General features: G+C 47.9%; 11 protein-coding genes. 9 read left to right on the forward strand and 2 right to left on the reverse strand.

Translation table 11 applies throughout. The features are described 5' to 3' along the window. The first annotated feature begins 168 nt into the window (after window positions 1-168). The 3 genes from DYADSP32_RS24260 to DYADSP32_RS24270 are packed head-to-tail and all read left to right on the forward strand — an operon-like array spanning window position 169 to window position 7,455. Window positions 169-3,228, forward strand: coding sequence for a SusC/RagA family TonB-linked outer membrane protein (locus DYADSP32_RS24260; protein WP_149240344.1), 3,060 nt, complete (start codon window positions 169-171; stop codon window positions 3,226-3,228). A 23-nt stretch (window positions 3,229-3,251) separates the two neighbouring features. Then, the gene (locus DYADSP32_RS24265) at window positions 3,252-4,928 is read left to right on the forward strand and encodes a RagB/SusD family nutrient uptake outer membrane protein (protein WP_149240343.1); all 1,677 of its coding nucleotides are present in this window, start codon (window positions 3,252-3,254) and stop codon (window positions 4,926-4,928) included. A gap of 49 nt (window positions 4,929-4,977) precedes the next feature. Continuing rightward, window positions 4,978-7,455 (forward strand): hypothetical protein, encoded by a 2,478-nt coding sequence (locus DYADSP32_RS24270; protein ID WP_149240342.1) that lies wholly within the window; start codon window positions 4,978-4,980, stop codon window positions 7,453-7,455. A 210-nt stretch (window positions 7,456-7,665) separates the two neighbouring features. On the opposite strand, the gene DYADSP32_RS24275 is transcribed toward DYADSP32_RS24270, so the two are convergent. Next, window positions 7,666-8,070: a response regulator gene (locus tag DYADSP32_RS24275; protein WP_149240341.1), complete on the reverse strand. Its 405-nt coding sequence runs from the start codon at window positions 8,068-8,070 to the stop codon at window positions 7,666-7,668. 180 nt (window positions 8,071-8,250) lie between these two features. Here DYADSP32_RS24275 and DYADSP32_RS24280 point away from each other — a divergent pair, with 180 nt between their 5' ends. Further along, complete coding sequence (locus DYADSP32_RS24280; protein WP_149240340.1) at window positions 8,251-8,640, forward strand: response regulator; 390 nt, start codon at window positions 8,251-8,253, stop codon at window positions 8,638-8,640. A gap of 15 nt (window positions 8,641-8,655) precedes the next feature. Here the strand turns inward: DYADSP32_RS24280 and DYADSP32_RS24285 are convergent, their stop codons facing one another. Next, a complete protein-coding gene (locus tag DYADSP32_RS24285) occupies window positions 8,656-10,080 on the reverse strand; it encodes a neutral/alkaline non-lysosomal ceramidase N-terminal domain-containing protein (RefSeq protein ID WP_414618021.1) in 1,425 nt (474 codons plus the stop codon). A 226-nt stretch (window positions 10,081-10,306) separates the two neighbouring features. Here DYADSP32_RS24285 and DYADSP32_RS24290 point away from each other — a divergent pair, with 226 nt between their 5' ends. The 5 genes from DYADSP32_RS24290 (at window position 10,307) to DYADSP32_RS24310 (ending at window position 18,389) form a co-directional block, all read left to right on the forward strand. Then, window positions 10,307-11,266: an amidohydrolase family protein gene (locus DYADSP32_RS24290; RefSeq protein ID WP_149240339.1), complete on the forward strand. Its 960-nt coding sequence runs from the start codon at window positions 10,307-10,309 to the stop codon at window positions 11,264-11,266. Between the two features lie 148 nt (window positions 11,267-11,414). Continuing rightward, complete coding sequence (locus DYADSP32_RS24295; RefSeq protein ID WP_149240338.1) at window positions 11,415-11,996, forward strand: sigma-70 family RNA polymerase sigma factor; 582 nt, start codon at window positions 11,415-11,417, stop codon at window positions 11,994-11,996. Window positions 11,997-12,117: 121 nt separating this feature from the next. After that, window positions 12,118-13,152 carry a FecR family protein gene (locus DYADSP32_RS24300; protein ID WP_149240337.1) on the forward strand — a complete coding sequence of 345 codons (1,035 nt, stop codon included), beginning with the start codon at window positions 12,118-12,120 and terminating at the stop codon, window positions 13,150-13,152. A gap of 230 nt (window positions 13,153-13,382) precedes the next feature. Continuing rightward, window positions 13,383-16,673 (forward strand): TonB-dependent receptor, encoded by a 3,291-nt coding sequence (locus tag DYADSP32_RS24305; protein WP_149240336.1) that lies wholly within the window; start codon window positions 13,383-13,385, stop codon window positions 16,671-16,673. A 12-nt stretch (window positions 16,674-16,685) separates the two neighbouring features. Then, complete coding sequence (locus DYADSP32_RS24310; RefSeq protein ID WP_149240335.1) at window positions 16,686-18,389, forward strand: RagB/SusD family nutrient uptake outer membrane protein; 1,704 nt, start codon at window positions 16,686-16,688, stop codon at window positions 18,387-18,389. The last annotated feature ends 36 nt before the right edge of the window (window positions 18,390-18,425 follow it).

Consider the following 18,425-nt stretch of genomic DNA (forward strand, 5'->3'; position numbering starts at 1 on the left):
TATTGTGCTGATATGTAAATAGTTAGGTTGTCCATTATTTTGAACAGATAGTTGATCAAGTGCTTTTGGTGATCTTCGTATTGTGCAAATTTATATTTGCTAACTCAAATTTAAATCCATGGCGCTATGTAATCTGACTTAGCCCTAAACCTTAAATATCGAAAAAATATGCGACAAAAACATCTACTAAGCATTGTCCTCCTTCTCATTGGTTTCGGGTCGGCCCTGGGGCAAACCAGAGCGTTAACCGGAAAAGTAACCGATGAGGCGGCAAAGGATTTACCAGGCGTGAGCGTCATTATTAAAGGTACTCAGCGCGGAACTACCACCGACGCCAACGGTGAATACAAGTTGGCTATTCCTGAACAAGGCGAGGTCACGATCACTTTTTCTTTTGTAGGGTATCAAAGCCAGGATGTCCAGCTGGGTGCACGTTCAACTTTGGATGTTGCATTGACACCGGAAGATAAAACTTTATCCGAGGTGGTCGTTGTGGGTTATGGTACGCAAAGGAAGAAGGATCTGACCGGTGCCATTTCTTCAATTGGTGCCAGAGATGTGGCTGGCCGGCAGACTATTCAGGTTTCAGACGCCCTGCAGGGAAGCATCGCGGGTGTGTCTGTGACCCGAAGCAGCGGAGCGCCGGGAACAGGCTCGAATATTCTGATACGCGGTATTACCACAATCGGTACAAACAGTCCGCTGATCATTGTGGATGGAGTGCCGGTGAGCAGCATTGATAATGTGAACCCGGGTGATGTTGAAAATATAACGGTACTTAAGGATGCGGCTTCGGCATCTATTTATGGTTCCAGGGGTGCCGCAGGGGTAATCCTGGTTACGACGAAACGTGCAAAAAGCGGGCAGGGCAGCCTGGAGTATACCTACGAATATGGTGTCCAGCGTGCTACTGCCATGCCCGAATATGTAGGCGTACAGGATTATATGCGGTACTTCAATGAGCAGTCGACAAACGATGGAGCTAGTACTGGTCCGTTTGCACAGAATTTGATAAACAGTTACCTCGACAGCAACCGTGTGAGCCCGGACAGATTTCCCAATACCGACTGGCAGAAAGCGCTTATGAGCAGAGAGAATGCCCCCAGGCAGCGTCACGACCTGGTTTTTACCATGGGAACAGGTAAGATCAAGACCAAGGCTTCGTTGGGGTACTCGAGCGCTGGTGCATTTTACGACAACAGATCTTACGACCGTTACCTGTTCCGGGTCAATAACGACTTGCAGGTCAATGATAAGATTGGTGTCAATCTGGATGTTTTTTACAAAAGAACCGCAGATAAAGGAAATGCGAATGAGCTTCCGAATAATGGTTTTAACCCCATCTACGAGGGCCGTGTAATGCCCCCGATCTACGACGATGTGTACTCGGATGGCAGGATGGCATTCGGAAAAGATGGCCGCAATCCACTGGCCAAAGTGAGAAACGGAGGATTTACCAGGTCTCTGGCCAACCAGATCGGCGGAAGAATGTCCTTGAATTACAAGCCCGTGGATGGCCTTACGGTTACTGCACTGATCGCGCCTGTTTTTGATCTGGATAAAAACAAATACTTTTCGAAACAAATCCGCTATACCAATCCCGATGGTACGCCCAGTACGGTGGTGAATCAAGCGCGTACGGTTTTGAATGAAGGCCGTTCAGAGGCGCTGAGCATTAACGGGCAACTCTTGGCCAACTATGTGAAAGTGTTTGGCGGTGCTCACACCATCGATATTCTGGCTGGTTTTGAAGAAAACTACCGTTCATTAGAAACATTGACAGCTTCCCGGAGTGGTTTTGCTTTGACCGATTTTCCTTATCTGAATTCGGGATCTACCGAGTTGCGGGATAACGCGGGAAGTGCCAACGAATCCGGTTTACATTCGTTTTTCGGCCGACTGCAGTACAATTATAAAAGCAAATACTTCATACAGGGAAATCTTCGTTCCGATCTATCCTCTCGGTTTGCTTCGGCCTACCGCAGGGCTGTTTACCCTTCCGTTTCAGCGGGCTGGACGATTTCCGAAGAAGCCTTCCTGAAAGACAATCCCTGGCTTTCGTTCCTGAAAGTAAGGGGGTCTTGGGGACAGGCGGGTAATGAGCGGCTGCTCGACAAAGACAATAATCCTGCCTATTATCCCTACCTGGCTACCATTGATTTTACAACAGCTCTTTTCTATCAAAATGGAGGTGTGATCCCTCTGACGGGTGGAGGCCAGCAGGTTTACGCAGTGGAAAATATTTCATGGGAAACCAGCAAAACGCTTGACTTCGGAATCGACGCAGCTTTTCTTAAGGACCGGCTCACTGTTGCTGCTGATTATTACAAGAAAACGACTACCGACATCCTTCTGCCACTTGACATCCCGCTTTACATGGGATATGATAAGCCAAATCAAAATGCCGGAACGCTCAATGTACGTGGCTGGGAACTTGAAGCGGCGTGGCGCGACCGGGTTGGCAAACTGGGCTATTCGATTGCAGCGAATCTTTCGGACGCCAAATCAACCGTGGGAGACCTCAAGGGAACCGAGTTCAGAGGGGATCAGATCATCCGTAACGGAAGTGAATACAATGAATGGTTTGGGTATTTATCCAATGGCCTTTTTCAATCCCAGGATCAGATAACGGGTGCGCCTGTGCTGAATGTGACCACCAAGCCCGGCGACGTGCGTTATGTGGATGTGAACAATGATGGCAAAATTACCACAGATGATAAAGTTCTTTTGGGAGGTGCCCTGCCCCGTTATCTGTATGGTGGCAATCTGCGCGCAGACTACGAGGGTTTCGATTTTGGAATCACCTTTCAGGGCGTTGCTAAAAAGCTGTCGCGCTTGAATACCGATGCTGTGCAGCCATTTGCAGAGGCCTTTGGCAATATGCCCTCGGATATGGTTGGGAACTTCTGGAGCCTGAACAATACGCCTGAGCAAAATCTGGCGGCCAGTTATCCTCGTCTTTCAAGAACTTCGAACACGGCCAATTATTCCCTTTCCGACTACTGGCTTATCAAAGGCGGGTATTTCAGGGTGAAGAATATTACTTTGGGTTATACCTTGAGACAGGATCTGATGAAAAAAACAGGTTTTCAGAGCCTGCGGTTTTATGTCTCAGCCAATGATGTACTTTCTTTCAGCAAATTTCCCAAATACCTGGATCCCGAATCAGCCAGTTACGCTTACCCTATTGTAACAACGCTGATGGCAGGCGCAACGATCCGATTTTAATTAACAGGCAAAGATATAACCTCATGAAAAAATTAATATTAACTTTTCTCGTGGCAGTTGGCCTTTCAGCCTGTCACACGCTTGACCTGAACCCTCTTTCGGAGGCATCCACAGGTACTTTTTACGCCAATCAGACGGAGCTTGAGCTTGCTGTCAACGATTTGTACAGGATTGCGTTCTGGGGTAATGACAACGAGCTGTTCAGCGATAACGAATGGCATCGCGGGCAGCTGACCAATGCAGTTATTGGCGGAACCATGAATTCGGATGACGTTGCCGTGCAGACTTTCTGGCTCAACGCCTACAAAGCCATTGCCCGTGCCAACTCATTCCTGGCCAACAAGGATCGTGCAGCAGCCAATACCCCCGCCTCAATCCTCACGAGGCTGGAAGCCGAAATGAGGCTGATCCGCGCCTATCAGTATGCAAGGCTGATCACGCACTTCGGCGATGTACCGCTGCTGACAGCGCCCCTGCTCCTCGAAGAATCGTACACCGTAACACGTACCAGCAAAGACGAGATTTTAACCTTTGTTTTCGCTGAGCTGGATTTTGCAACCGCTAATCTTCCTGTGACTTATGCCGCATCCGATATCAAAAGACTGACCAAAGGAGCCGCTCTGGCCATGAAGGCACGTACTGCCCTGTACATGGGTAAGTGGGATGTAGCCCGGGATGCCTCAAAGGCGGTGATGGCACTCAGCGGTACTTATGCACTGAACCCCAGTTATTCACAACTGTTCCTGCGGGCAGGCGAAACAAGCAAGGAGTTGATAATCAGTATCCCCAGGGACGAAAAGCAGCAGGTTTTTAGTACGGCAGGCTATGTCCAGGATAATATATCCAGAAATGCCGGGGGCTTTGGCGCTCAGTTGCCGACCAGGGATCTTATGGACGCCTATGAAGCAGTTGACGGAAAACCCATCGACGAGTCGTCGATATATGATCCAAAAGCGCCCTTCAAAAACCGGGACCCCAGGCTTACCGCCAGCATTGTAGAGTTCAATACACAATGGCTGGGTTATAACTATACCCCACATCCCGATTCTTTATTAATTTTTAGCTCAAAAGAAAATAAAAAGGTATCCAACAGGGACACCCGGGCGGTTGCGGCGTTTGCGAGTTTTACAGGATTTTTATGGAAAAAGGGGATCGATCAATCCTGGCCCGACAGGCTTGTGGAGGATAACGATGCGATTATCATCCGTTATGCCGAAATTCTGTTGACATACGCCGAAGCAATGATTGAACTGGGTACCATTGACAATACCGTTCTCGATGCGATTAACCAGGTTCGGGCCCGGGCTTATGGTACGGCCGTGTCGGATACCAAGTCCTACCCGGCCGTTACCACCACCAATGCCGTTGCTTTGAAACAGGTATTGCGCAGAGAAAGGCGTGTAGAGTTCCCGCGTGAAGGGCTGCGTTACATGGATCTGATTCGTTGGAAGCTGGCCGAGAAAATTCTCATTAAACCCGTAATCGGGTTGCCGGATCCCGCTGCGCAGAGTCGTGCAAAATGGCCTTTTCCCGGCGTTACACCCCTGGACGATGACGGGATCGCGGACTACTCGGGTTTAGGTACGGATGTAAAAGTGCTGGCCCAGAGGAATTTTGATAAAACCCGGCAATACCTGTGGCCAATTCCGGCTGTGGAAAGGCGTGTCAATACCAACATCACCCAAAACCCAGGCTACTAATTTATTTTCCAACCAATTAATTTTTTCAATTCGGTACATGATTGTTTTAATGAAAAGATATTCACTTCATACACTGCTTTTAGGGTGTCTGATTCTTAGCGGTCAATATGTTAAAGCGCAGCTTAAAAGCAAGCCTTCGTTCAGCGGCATATATCCACACCTCGCCATGTATAACAAGGAGGGCGAATGTGGCACGGGTGCTGTGGTTCCCTGGGCGGGAAAACTGTGGGTGATTACTTATGGTCCGCATTTGCCTTTTGGTTCTTCGGACAAGCTCTATGAAATCAGCGCGGATCTCAAACAGACCGTTTTTCCAGGAAGTATTGGCGGTACCCCGGCAAACCGGATGATTCATAAGGAAAGCAAACAACTCTTCATTGGCCCATATGCCATAGATGAAAAGTCGAACGTGAGAACAATACCTTACAAGGACATGCCCGGCAGGCATACCGGCAACGCGAGGCATTTGACGGATCCGGCCAATAAAATCCTCTATGGGACGATGGAGGAAGGTTTCTACTCCGTGGATGTAGCAACGCTGAAGCCAACGATGTTGTACGAGGATGGCAACATAGATCGTCAGAGAGCTGCCGATAAATCGACCTATCAATTCAAGGGACTGTTGCCCGGTACGCATGGAAAAGGTTTTTATTCGGGGCAGGGTGTTGCCGTTTATTCCAACAATGGGGAACCGGGTAAAAGAGCTGAAATAGATTTTGATATTGAATCGGGTTCGCTATCCGAGTGGGATGGTAAAGACTGGAAGCTCATACGCCGAAACCAGTTCGTTGAGGTGACCGGTCCGGGAGGTATTTATGGGAACAGTAATCCTGAAAGTGATCCGATCTGGGCTACGGGCTGGGATCATAAATCCGTGCTGCTGGGTGTGCGCGACCATGGGAAATGGAATTTTTACCGCTTACCTAAGGCCAGTCACGCTTATGACGGCGCGCATGGCTGGAACACCGAATGGCCACGTATCCGTGACGTGGGTACCGCGGCCAAACCGGATTATCTGATGACTATGCACGGGATGTTCTGGCAGTTTCCGGGGCAGTTTAACTCCAGAAATTCAGCAGGAATTCGTCCGCGAACCTCCTATCTCAAGGTAATCGGGGATTACACACGTTGGAACAATCAGCTCGTTTTTGGCTGTGACGATTCTGCTCAAAGGGAATTCTTAAATAAGCGGAAAGCAAAAGGAGGCATTGAAGGCCCCGGTCAGTCCAATTCCAATCTCTGGTTTACACCCCTTGACCAGCCCGATAAGCTGGGGCCGAACACCGCTGAAGGTTCCGTTTGGCTGAATGAAACCGTGAAGGCGGGGGATGTATCCGAACCATTCCTCTTTGCTGGCTGGCCGCTCCGGTCGGTATGGATTCAGAATGATGGCGCAAAGGAGGTGAGCTTTACACTCGAGGTTGACAAAGCTGGAAATGGTAACTGGACTGTGATGAAAACATTATCTGTACCGGCAAAAAATGCTAAAAGAATGGACTTCACCAATCAGGAAACAGGGGAGTGGATTCGCATTAAAGCGTCTGCGGAAACGAAGGCTTCTGCTCATTTTTCCTATTCTGCTACCGACAAACGCTCAATGGATACAGATTTGATTTTCAGTGGATTGAGTCTGGTTTCGTCCGACAAGAGTACAGCCGGACTGATCTACGGGCTTGGGGAAGACAGTCGGGCGTTGGCGATGGCGGCAATGGATTATGCCGGAGGTGCTGCGAAGGAAGTTGGATATTATGAACTGGACGCTGATATGAGGCTCGTTCGTAAGGACGATCAAAAAACCCTGGACTTTGTAAAAACAAAATTTGCCATTCCGCACAACGTGGTTACGGTGGATAAATCGTCGGTTTTGGTTGTGGATGACAAGGGCCGGCGCTGGCGCCTGCCGCTCGGTAACGAAGCCTTCACAGGACTGACAGACAAGGCTGCGCTGCGTATTTGCCGTGAAGTAGCCACAGAGCGTGACTTGTTTAACTGCCATGGGACCTTTTATGAGCTTCCCGCCGAAAATGCAGATGGTTATGCCAAGATCAGACCTGTGTCTTCCCATAACCTCCGCATTCATGATTACGCTTCCTACCGGGGATTGCTCGTCATGACCGGTCTTGATGCAGGCAAGGCGTCGCAAAATAACCGCATTATCGTATCGGACGATAAAAAGGCAGCGGTATGGGCAGGTGCCATTGATGATCTTTGGAAACTTGGCAAACCCACCGGGCACGGTGGGCCATGGAAGGATGCTTCTGTGAAAGCCGGTGAAGCCTCAGATCCATACCTGATTGGTTTTTATGATAAAAAGAAACTGACCTTGTCTCACAAAGGTGCGACTGCGGTCACATTTATTCTGGAAGCAGATCCCGTTGGTAATGGCCCATGGATGGAATATAAAACCTTCACGGTACAACCAGGCAAATCTGTGGATTTTGAATTTCCTGCCACATTCGCCGCCAGGTGGATCAGGTTTAAAACGGATAAGTCCTGCGAGGCTACGGCTTCGCTTGTCTACCGTTAAGTCATAGAGCGAGGTCGCGCTTTTGGAGCGACCTCGCTGTTTTCATGCCAAAAAATATAAGTTTTTTCCCGTCGTTCTGCATCTGCAACGGAGCTGTGCCTGCAACTTTTGATCGCCTATGAAGTGCGTGTATGTCTAAGCAGAACCAGGAAACCGAAAATTGGGAAGCTCTATGTGTTGCTTTATGGGATTTGGAATATTTGAGGGCTGCTACTCAAGATACTTTGCTTTCAGGGTTGCGTCCAGGGTCAGAAAACCCTGGACGAGATGTGGTTTCACATAGTAGTCCTGAAAACCTGCTTTCATAGCAGATTCGCTGGAACCTTTATCGGATGCTGTCGATAGCATCACCGTTGGAATTTTAGCCACCTCTGGCTTTGATTTCAGCAATGCCATGGTTTCCAGCCCATTCATCAATGGCATGTTCATATCCAGTACGATCAAAGAGGGTTGACCGTTGAAGTTTTTTTCATTAAGTAAATCTACCAGTTCGACGCCGTTTTCTGCCTGTAAAATCTGAATATCTGCATCTACCTTCAGCAATGCTTCGGTTAGAAACAATCTGTCATCTTCGTCGTCATCCGCCAGTAATACCACTTTGGGCTCTTCCATCATCCTGCAAGTTACCTAAAATACGGCGACATTTGATGTGCTCATACTATGCTGGCAGCATTTAGAATAGCCAATTATTTCTATAACTTCCTGATGTATTTCTTTTTGGCACGCATTTTTAATGCTGTGTTTGTAAATCCAATCTGAGACAGAGGAATGGGATGTGGGGAATTTTAAGTTAGTATGATGTCAAAAAAATTTAATTGCTTGTTGATCGATGATGACACGGATGATCATGAGTTTTTTCTTGAGGCCCTGAAAAGGACTTATCCTGAGGCCCGTTGTGAGTTCGCGCTGGACTACCCGACGGCAGTCTCCAGACTTAGAAATCATTCGATCGATATTCCGAAGTATATTTTCATGGACTGGAGTCTACCAAACACAGACTTAAAGGAATCTTTGAAGTATTTGAACACTATGGATGAGCTAAAGCAGTCGGCTATTTTCATTTTATCCGGCTCCATGCCACCCTTGACGCAGCAGACCCTTCAAGAGCTGGGAATCGAGAAGGTGCTGCTGAAGCAAAATTCGATTCACGACTTGTCAAAAGAGCTTTGGGGAGCCATACATTAATAGCAAATCAACCGGTTACCTGACGCGCTCCGCCACCTTGCGCACAGCACCCGCAATCCGGTCTTCAATATCACCTGCCCATCTCCATGCCGGCCTGCCGTATTCATCCAGATGGGAGCCGCCCTCATAGCCTCCTTCGTCCCATACCCTGCGCGACGGAATGTACGCAACCATATCATTGGTATAGCCGCTCACCCAGGTAGTCGTTTTACCGAATTCACGTTTGAACCGTAACGAGTAATCCACTACAGCCTCGCCACCCAGGCCGATCAGCAACAATTCTTTACCAAAACCCCAGGCTTGAACCGGGTATGCGTAAAAGGTTGGAAACTTTTCTCCATTTTTGAGCTTTTCCAGCATGCGTTTTGCCCATCGTGCATGTATCTCGTTGGTGCCGCCGGCAATAGGTATGAGCTGGTCGGATGTCGCAATTTCCTCATAGTCGAGATTAACATAACTGAAATCAGTTTTAAGTTTAGGAGAAAGCGGTTTCATGGGTTTGGACAAAACCTCCTGCACCGACTCCGAGAGCATTTTCCCATATTTTTCACAAAGTTCCACGGTTCTCCTGGGCAGCGGATTTTGGTCTCCGCCACAGGTATTGAAGAACATGGCACATGCACCCGGAAAACGGTCCTCCAGGCTGATCTGGGCAAATCCTGGATAGTCGCCCGACCACTCACGGCCGGATAGGGTAGTAGGGTGGCAGGCATATCCAAAAAGTAATCCCAGGAGTTTCTGTTTGTTTTTTATTGTCAGTACCGGCACATAGTGGTCAACCGCCCCTTTCAGCGGGATGCCCTGTGCGCGAAGCCCTGGTACATCCGCCTCCTTATTGTCCCGCCTGTTTACGGCAAAGGTGCAATGCCCCTCACCCATTTCAATGTCGACAGGTTGCAGGTTTTTCACCGCATCACCAACTGCATCCACCATCTGCATCACCATCCAGTCAGAATATTCCTTCACAAGCCTTCGTTGTACGTCGTCGCTGGGGTAATAGTCTACCAGGTCATCGGTGAGACAAGGTCCGGAATGATTGTGAGAAAAAGTCAGCATCATTTCAGATCGCTCAAGCCCGAAATTCGCTCTTATCTTTTCAAAGAGACTATCCGAGATCGTCCGGGACATGCCCTGGTTGTCGGAGGTGATCAGTACGGCCCGCTTTCCCTGCCTGTCTTTCAGGTACAAGACCTTTACCCAAATGTCATGTAATTTCCCGATAGGTTCACGCTTGCTGCCGTAGCCGGCCAGCCATACAGGTACATTGGGCGTGATGACACGTCTGCCCAGGCCAGCGTGCCAGCCAGATGCCTTTGCGTGAGGAGCCATTAACCCGGTCGAAATCATGCTGAAAATGGATCCTAAGGCAAGTTTAGTCGTGAATTCCCTGCGACTCAGGATGCTTGTTGGCCGCGACTGATCTATCATTTCGTCTTTCATCCGATCCTATTCATTTTTTAAGTAACCACTGCTTAGCTTCCGCTGTACATACCGAGAATGCCCCGCGAGAAGGCCATCGTTTTTCACAAATTTGCGTAAATCCAGATCAAATTCTACAATACAGTGAGTAAGGTGCAGCGTTAAAACCTTTTGAGTGGGTAATGTCCATTGTACCCAAGCGTAAAGGGTTGGGTAAATACCAGGTGACCCAAACTATTTTTTGCCAATGAACCGGAGAAAATTTCTTGCCCTATCTGCCGGTGTTTCGCTCGCCACCGGGCTTCCCGGGGCGCATGCGGAACATTCAGCATCGCCGCCCATCATCGACACGCACATTCATCTGTTCGATACCAATCGTGCGCAGGGTGTACCCTGGCCCGACAAAAAAGATCAGATCCTGTACAAGCCGGCACTTCCCGGGCGATACCGCAGTATAGCCGGACGAGTGGGCGTTGTTGGCGCTATCGTAGTAGAGGCCAGTCCGTGGGTGGAGGACAACCAGTGGGTGCTTGACGTTGCCGCCACGGATAAAATGATTGTGGGGGTTATTGGTAACCTTGAACCGGGTAATCCGGAGTTTGGCAAACAGCTCGTACGATTTCAGTCCAGTCCGCTTTTCAGGGGAATCCGCTATGGAAATCTATGGGGTCGTGATATTTCGGTTCAACTCGGGAACCCAAAATTTATCTCGGACCTGAAATCCCTCGCACAGGAAGGTTTAGTAATGGACACGGCAAATCCAAGCACTAAATTGCTGGCTTCGATTGTGAAGCTTACTGATCAGGTGCCCGAATTAAAGATCGTCATTGATCATTTGCCACAAATGGCCATTCCGGAAGATAAAGTTTTGCGAAAATCCTACGAAACACATCTGCTCGAGCTGGGGCAAAGACCAAAGGTATTCCTTAAAATCTCGGAGGTTTTACGTCGCGTGAACGGACTGATCCCAACCGAACTGAATTTCTATCGCGAACGACTGGATGAACTCTACACGATGTTTGGCGAAGACAGGTTGCTCTATGGCAGTGACTGGCCTAACAGTGATCACTGGCTTCCATTTGAGGATGGACTGAACCTGGTAAGGAAATATTTTATGGAAAAAGGCCCGGTGGCTGCGGAAAAATACTTCTGGAAAAATTCGGTTGCAGCTTATAACTGGAAAAAACGGGATGCGGGGCAGCCGTAGGATAGGCAGGGCTTTAAGTGTTGAGGGCTTGGCTCAATTGTGCAGGCCAATAGATTTTACGATATTGAAAATCAATTTCTTGGCTTCTTTATGTACACGATCTATTGAACTATAAATTTAAGGTGATATTTTTGCATAAAAGCACCGAATGGAATATCATTTACTCAGCGACGAACTCCTTGTAAGGCTCATGCGGGTGGATGATGCTGAGGCTTTCAATGAGATTTATAAGCGCTACTGGAAGTCCTTGTTTCAATCGGCAAGGTATAAATTGAAATCTGACGAGCTTGCCGAAGAGCTTTTGCAGAACCTCTTTCTGAATTTGTGGGAAAAACGAGCCGTTCAGCAGATTGACAATCTGGGGGGCTATCTTTTCAGTATCCTTAAATACCAGATCGTGGATCACTTCCGATCACTTTTTGTGGCGGAAAAATACGTCGATTTTGCACAGTCTCAACAGGAGGAACATGTTCATGAGGCGGATGTTGCCGTTAATATTCAGGATATTGTTTCCATTTTTGAGGCTGTTCTACAGCAACTTCCACAAAAAACAAGCCGTGTTTTCCACATGAGCAGGCTTGAATTTAAAAGTACCCGCGAAATTGCTACCGCGCTTGATATCCCTGAACGCACGGTAGAATACCACATTACACAATCCCTCAAACTGCTGCGCCAGCAACTCAAAGATTTTCTTCCCCTGATCGTGCTGGCCTGTATGGGCGATTGTTGAATTGAATTATTTAAAGAATAAATAACAAATATTTCAATATCGTATAATTTTTCTCATATTATTTGAGGCAATATTGCGGTAGTGCCCCATTTAATCGACTAGCTATTATAAAAACAAAATTATGAGCCGCTCTGCATTTGCCGCCTTACTTCAAAAATACCAGTCTGGGGATGTAACGCCTGCCGAGCAACATGTTGTAGAGCAATGGTATACCCTGCTGGGCGAGGAACCGCGAGAGCTCACCGCATACGAGTGGACGGAATTGGAAAGCAGGCTGTGGAGGAAGCTGAACCCAGAGTCTCGTGGTGATGAGGATACTCCCGTACCCCTGAGACTCGTGCTTGGGAGAACAATGAATACCTGGATCGCGATTGCAGCTTCGGTTATTCTCCTCCTGGGGTTTGGATTCTACTTTGCAAAAAGTATTATCGGTACGGAACAAATCGCCAGGTCTGAGGAAAATGTATTGAAATTAATCGAAAACGAAGGAACAAAGGTCATGTTGGTAGCTCTGGAGGATAGCAGTAAGGTATTTCTGAATCCCGGAGCGGAACTCCGATTTCCTGAGCATTTTAACCGGGCGAAAAGGGAAGTATTCCTGAACGGCGAGGCATTTTTTGAAGTGAAAGAAAATCCGAACCAGCCCTTTTTTGTTAATGCCGGACAAATTACAACGAAGGTTTTGGGCACCAGCTTCCGGGTGAAGGCGCCTCACAGTGGCTCAGAGGTGGAAGTTTCGGTTAAAACCGGAAAAGTATCTGTTTACGAAAGTGAAAAGGAGGCTCCCGTACAATCCAGCAAAAACGGAAGTGGCGTTATATTAAGCCCCAATCATCAGGTGACATTCCTGAAGCGGGACAAACTTTTCTTAACCAAACTGGTAGAGGAACCGGTTGCTTTGACTGCAAAAGATCAGAAGGTGCAACACTCCTTTAATTACAACGACACCGCATTATCGAAGGTATTGGCTGAACTTGAAGAGACTTATAGTATCGATCTGGAGGTGGAACGTAAAACACTTGGCGATTGCCCGCTTACGGCAAATCTTTCCAAAAAGGGTCTATATCAGCAACTCGATCTGATCTGTGCCGTGATTCAGGGAACTTATGAAGTAAAGGGCACAACCATCCTGATTAGTGGCCAAGGCTGTGAATGACATTTTTTAACGCTCAAAACCCATGATGAATGAATAGATAAAAGAGTAAAATGAAAAAGCTGGCCGTGTGCGACCACGGCCAGCTTGTAATGTCCCCCTTCAACAGAGCTGCCATGACAGGCTCACCCTACGGTGGTGAGAGGGCTTTGTTTTGCCTGATTCTCAAGTCCAACAAAACATTTAAATGTATGAAAAAATCTTTAAAATGGAGTAGGTTACTTCACCAAACTATGAAAATCTCAGCTGTTCAAATGGCGATCTGGCTGTTTTGTTCAGGAATCTCGCTGGCCCATGATGGTCGCGCGCAGGACCTTCTGAACAAATCGGTGACCATTCATGTCGAGAAAACAGGTTTACGATACGTGCTGGCCGAGCTCGAAAAGCAGGCAGACATCCGCTTCGTATATAGTTCAAAGGCAATCAAAGCAGACCGGAAAATAACGGTCAGTGCGAAGGGGCAGCGGCTTTCAGACGTGCTTCAAAAAATGTTTAGCTCGCTGCAGATCAGCTACCGCATTGTGGAAGGACAGGTTATCCTCAATCCGATAGTCACACGCCTGACTGACACTGTAAATGAAGTGGGTGGCATCACAACTGAACCTAAGCGAGCCTTGGGTATGGCTGACACAGAGGTTCGTGGAAAGGTTACCGATGAGAAGGGGGAAGGGTTGCCAGGCGTAAATGTGGTGCAGAAGGGTACCCAAAGAGGTACTGTGACGGATACTGACGGCAATTTCAATTTCGAGGTTTCCGATGTTTCTGCCACACTTGTCTTCTCATTTGTGGGTTATCTGTCGGAGGAAATGCCGGTTTCAGGCAGAACGGTCATCAATGTTAAGCTGAAAGTCAACGATAAAACGCTCGAAGAGGTGGTCGTGGTGGGTTATGGAACGGCGAAAAAGAAAGACCTGACCGGCGCTGTTGCCAGTGTGAATATTGAAGATACCAGGCTTCAACCCAATACCAATGCGACCCAAATGCTAAGGGGAACAACCGCAGGCGTACAGGTGACGGACAACGGCAGGCCGGGGCAGAACGGAACCATACGAATCCGGGGCCTCAATTCGATATCTGGAAGTGTTGATCCTCTGATCGTGCTGGATGGGATTATCTACGCGGGAGGTAGCTTCTCTGACATTAATCCCAATGACATTGAATCCATTGATATATTAAAAGATGCAAGTTCGACCGCCATCTATGGTTCATTGGCAGCCAATGGCGTGATCGAAATCACAACCAAAAAAGGAAAGGCTGGCAAGCCGAAATTCGGGCTTAATACCTACATGGGGTTTTCGGACTACGCTTATTTGCCGGATTTTCTGACACCCGAACAATACCTGGCGGCGCGGAAAGACGCTGAAATAGCGGATGGCGGGTCCGTTCCGTTTTGGCCCAGTGAGCTGGCCAATATTGCTGCCAATCGTACCATTGAACCCTTTGAGGAAATCAGGCAAAAGGCACCGATGTCTAATTACGAACTCAGCGTGGCCGGCAAAACTGACCGTCTGAATTACTTTTTCTCCGGTGCTTACACGGCTGCAAAATCACCCGTACGCGGGGATAATTTCGGCCGGATATCGAGCAGGCTCAACCTCAGCGTGCAGGCTACGGATTGGCTGAAACTGGGTGTAAACAGTGGCTTTTCGTCCAGGGATGATTCGGGTGTTCGGGTGGACTTAGGAGCAACTACCCAGCTTAGCCCCTTTGCTCAGTTGTATCTGGAAGATGGAGTGTCGCCCAAGCCACTTCCTATGGATATCGGCGGTGTGCCGAGTCCGATCATGTCCAATGTATTGAACAAGAGGCATTCCGTAACCAATGTTCTTTTTACGAACATTTTTGCCGATATGGTCATCTGGAAAGGGCTCTCTTACAAGATTAATGGCGGCTACACACGTACGGACGGAAAGGTTTTCCAATATGCACCGGCATACAAGCCTGTCAACAGACTCGGTTCGGGCTCAAAACGGCACGCAGAAAATCAGAATTTTACACTGGAAAACATCATCAAGTACCAACAGAATTTTGGAAAGGATCATCATCTCGACCTGACGATGCTTTATGGTCTGTACGAGTTCAAGAGTGATACTTCATTACTTTCCAGCCAGAATATATTCAATGATGCACTGGGATACAATGCTCTGGAGATTGGCGAAAACTTTAATATCAATACCGCGGCAGCTCAAAACAAGCAAATATCAAGTATGGCCCGGCTGGGGTATTCGTTCAGGAGTAAGTACTTCCTGACACTGAGTGTTCGCCGTGACGGGTTTTCTGCTTTTGGTGCGGGGAAAAAATTTGGAATCTTTCCTGCCGGCGCTCTTAGCTGGAACATAAGTGACGAGGATTTCTTTAAGGATATCAGGCAAATTAATTTTGTGAAACTGAGAGTCTCCTGGGGTCGGAATGGGAACCGGGGCGTAAAGGAATACTCTTCATTGAGTCAGGTAATTCAGAGTAACTACGTTTTCGGCGACGGAAGTCCGACTTCGGTAGGGTTGAGTACCAATACCCTGGCCAACCCAAATCTGGGCTGGGAAACCACCGAGAGTTTTAATATTGGTACAGATATTGAGGCGTTTTCAAGTCGTGTTGGGGCGTCTGTTAACTTCTACCAGAGCAATACCTTTGACTTGCTTCTGCGACAAACCATTCCGAATACCAATGGCTTCGAAACGTTCTTCCGCAACATTGGACAAACAAAAAACCATGGTCTGGAAATAGATCTGAAAACGGTAAATATCCGTAAAGGTGATTTTGAATGGAACACCCGGCTTGCTTTTTCATTCAACCGTAACAAAATTGTGAAGCTCACCGGCAGGGATTTGAATAATGATGGTAGGGAGGATGATGATATAGCAAGCAAGTGGTTTATAGGCCAGCCTTTGGGATCTAATTTTGATTATGTTTTTGACGGGATATTTCGGGAAGGGGATGACCTCACGCTGATACCCGGCGCCAAACCTGGTGACATCAAATTCAAGGATATCAGTGGTCCGGATGGGATACCTGATGGAAAAATATCTCCGGACGACAGGACGGTGGTCAGCAACAATCAGGCAAATTTTAATATGGGAATTACCAACATATTCAGTTTTAAAGGGTTTAGTTTATCAACCGCCTTTAATATCAGGCAAGGCGGATATAGTTCCGTTTCGATGCTGAATCCGGGTAGCAATTTTTACGATCAGATGAACTTTTTGGATGTGCCCTACTGGACAGCTGCTAATCCCATCAATGATTATGCACGTATCAATTACCGGAATCCGCTGGGATATGGATTTTATCAAAGCAGAAGTTTTGTGAGACTTCAGGATGTTTCATTTGCTTACAGCATCCCTGAGGCTATTACGAAAAGAGCACGATTGGGTAGCGTACAGATCTACGTGAGTGGTAAAAACCTGGCAACCTGGACAAAATGGAAGGGCTGGGATCCGGAATTTGGCGCAGGGGGACGGTCACCGGAATCCAATGGCCCATTGCTTAAAACCTATGTTGCCGGTATCAATATCTCATTCTAATGCTTCGAAAAAATGAAAAAAATATATAACCGTAGTTTATTAATAGTCTCCCTTTTGTTTATCGGGACAGCGTGCAGCGAGTCCTATCTTGATGAGGTGCCACTGGATCGGTTCAGTCCGGAAAACCTGCTGACCAGTGCGGCGGGCTACGACGCGGCAGTAGTTTCACTGTATGAAGGTGCACGCCGGGAGCATATTATTGCCTCCAACAATTTCGAATACATGACGGTGGGAACCGACCAGACCCAGTGGGGTAGGAACGATGCAAGGGGAAACAAGGATTACAGCCTGCTCAATTCCAATCTGGAAGCAACCATCATTTATTGGGACTGGGCGTTTAAGGAAATGATCGTTAAGGCTAACCTGATACTCGAAAATATCGATAATCCTGCGCTGGAGATCTCTGAAGCGGATCGGAATAATATCAAGGGTCAGGCTCTATTTTTCCGAGGTTATACCTACAATTTCTTAGCCAATATTTATGGTGGTGTACCGTTGGTGAAAGAGCGGATTACGGAGCCCAAGTTCGATTTTGTACGAGATAGCCGGGCCGATGTGCTGGCCTTTGCCGCCGGAGATCTGGAACAGGCCAGCCAGCTTTTGCCAACGCAAGTGCCCGATGGCAGAATACCCCGGGCAGCAGCCTTTCATTTACTGAGCGAGGTTTATATTTCCCTGGGTCTGGAAAAAAAGGATGCCAGCTTTTATGATAAATCCATTGCAGCTGCCACCAAGGTGATCAGTAAGGAAGCGGGAGACTACCAGATCATGACAGCTCGCTTCGGAAAAGCCGCTGCCAAACCCGGCGATGTATTTTCTGATGTTTTTGCCGATGGGCAGATCAACTGGTCGCAGGGAAACAAGGAAGTGATGTGGGCGTGGCAGTTTGAAAACTTTACCATTGGCGGCAGCTTCTCTGCAGGCTCGGCCAACAACAGCATCCGGTACTGGGGCCCGGAGTACGACAGGACCCAATCTCCCAATGCGAAGCTGAATCTGCCTTCCGACGGCCTGGGAAGAGGAATTGGCGTGAATTCGCCTACCAACTATCTGAAATACGATATCTGGAAGCTAGATCCCAAAGATATGCGTAACTCCCAATACAACATACAGCGTGTGTTTTATTATAACAATCCGGCGGATCCTGAATATTACAAAAAACCAATTATTGCCAGAAAAGCAGCCAATGGGAAATTGTTTGTTGTCAGAAATGATGGCACCATCACCAATATTGAGCTGGACACCCTGCGTATGTACTATCCTTATTACAGAAAAGCGGAGGGGACAGCTGTCAGCAATAATATTTTGAGCGGAAACAGCGTCAAGGATTTTAGCCGGATGCGGGTCGCTGAAACCTATCTGTACCGTGCTGAGGCTTATTTCAGAAAGGGAGAACTGGCCAAAGCTGCCGAGGATATTAATGTGGTAAGAAGCCGGGCAAAAGCAAAACTGATCACCGGGGCAGAGGTTACAGAGGACTTTATCCTCGACGAACGCTCGAGAGAGCTGGTGGTGGAAGAGCCCCGGTTAAGAACGCTCATCAGGATGGGAAGGCTGGTCGATCGTGTAAAGAAATACAACTCCCTTCCGTCAGTAGCCAACGGGCCATCTTCCGGCGGTACCATTAAGGATTTTAATAAATTCTGGCCGATTCCTCAAAAAGTAATTGACGCGAACACCGGTGCTAAATTTGAGCAGAGCCCGGGCTATTTATAAAAGCGGAAAATTCCACATTTAATGCAGCATCCAACC

The sequence above is a fragment of the Dyadobacter sp. 32 genome, assembly GCF_902506755.1.
In the GTDB taxonomy this organism is placed as follows: domain Bacteria; phylum Bacteroidota; class Bacteroidia; order Cytophagales; family Spirosomataceae; genus Dyadobacter.

Bases quoted from the DNA above. Each gene is read 5' to 3' on its own strand.
- DYADSP32_RS24260 (WP_149240344.1), top strand. From the start codon at position 169: ATGCGACAAAAACATCTACTAAGCATTGTCCTCCTTCTCATTGGTTTC.
- DYADSP32_RS24265 (WP_149240343.1), top strand. From the start codon at position 3,252: ATGAAAAAATTAATATTAACTTTTCTCGTGGCAGTTGGCCTTTCAGCC.
- DYADSP32_RS24270 (WP_149240342.1), top strand. From the start codon at position 4,978: ATGAAAAGATATTCACTTCATACACTGCTTTTAGGGTGTCTGATTCTT.
- DYADSP32_RS24275 (WP_149240341.1), bottom strand. From the start codon at position 8,070: ATGATGGAAGAGCCCAAAGTGGTATTACTGGCGGATGACGACGAAGAT.
- DYADSP32_RS24280 (WP_149240340.1), top strand. From the start codon at position 8,251: ATGATGTCAAAAAAATTTAATTGCTTGTTGATCGATGATGACACGGAT.
- DYADSP32_RS24285 (WP_414618021.1), bottom strand. From the start codon at position 10,080: ATGAAAGACGAAATGATAGATCAGTCGCGGCCAACAAGCATCCTGAGT.
- DYADSP32_RS24290 (WP_149240339.1), top strand. From the start codon at position 10,307: ATGAACCGGAGAAAATTTCTTGCCCTATCTGCCGGTGTTTCGCTCGCC.
- DYADSP32_RS24295 (WP_149240338.1), top strand. From the start codon at position 11,415: ATGGAATATCATTTACTCAGCGACGAACTCCTTGTAAGGCTCATGCGG.
- DYADSP32_RS24300 (WP_149240337.1), top strand. From the start codon at position 12,118: ATGAGCCGCTCTGCATTTGCCGCCTTACTTCAAAAATACCAGTCTGGG.
- DYADSP32_RS24305 (WP_149240336.1), top strand. From the start codon at position 13,383: ATGAAAATCTCAGCTGTTCAAATGGCGATCTGGCTGTTTTGTTCAGGA.
- DYADSP32_RS24310 (WP_149240335.1), top strand. From the start codon at position 16,686: ATGAAAAAAATATATAACCGTAGTTTATTAATAGTCTCCCTTTTGTTT.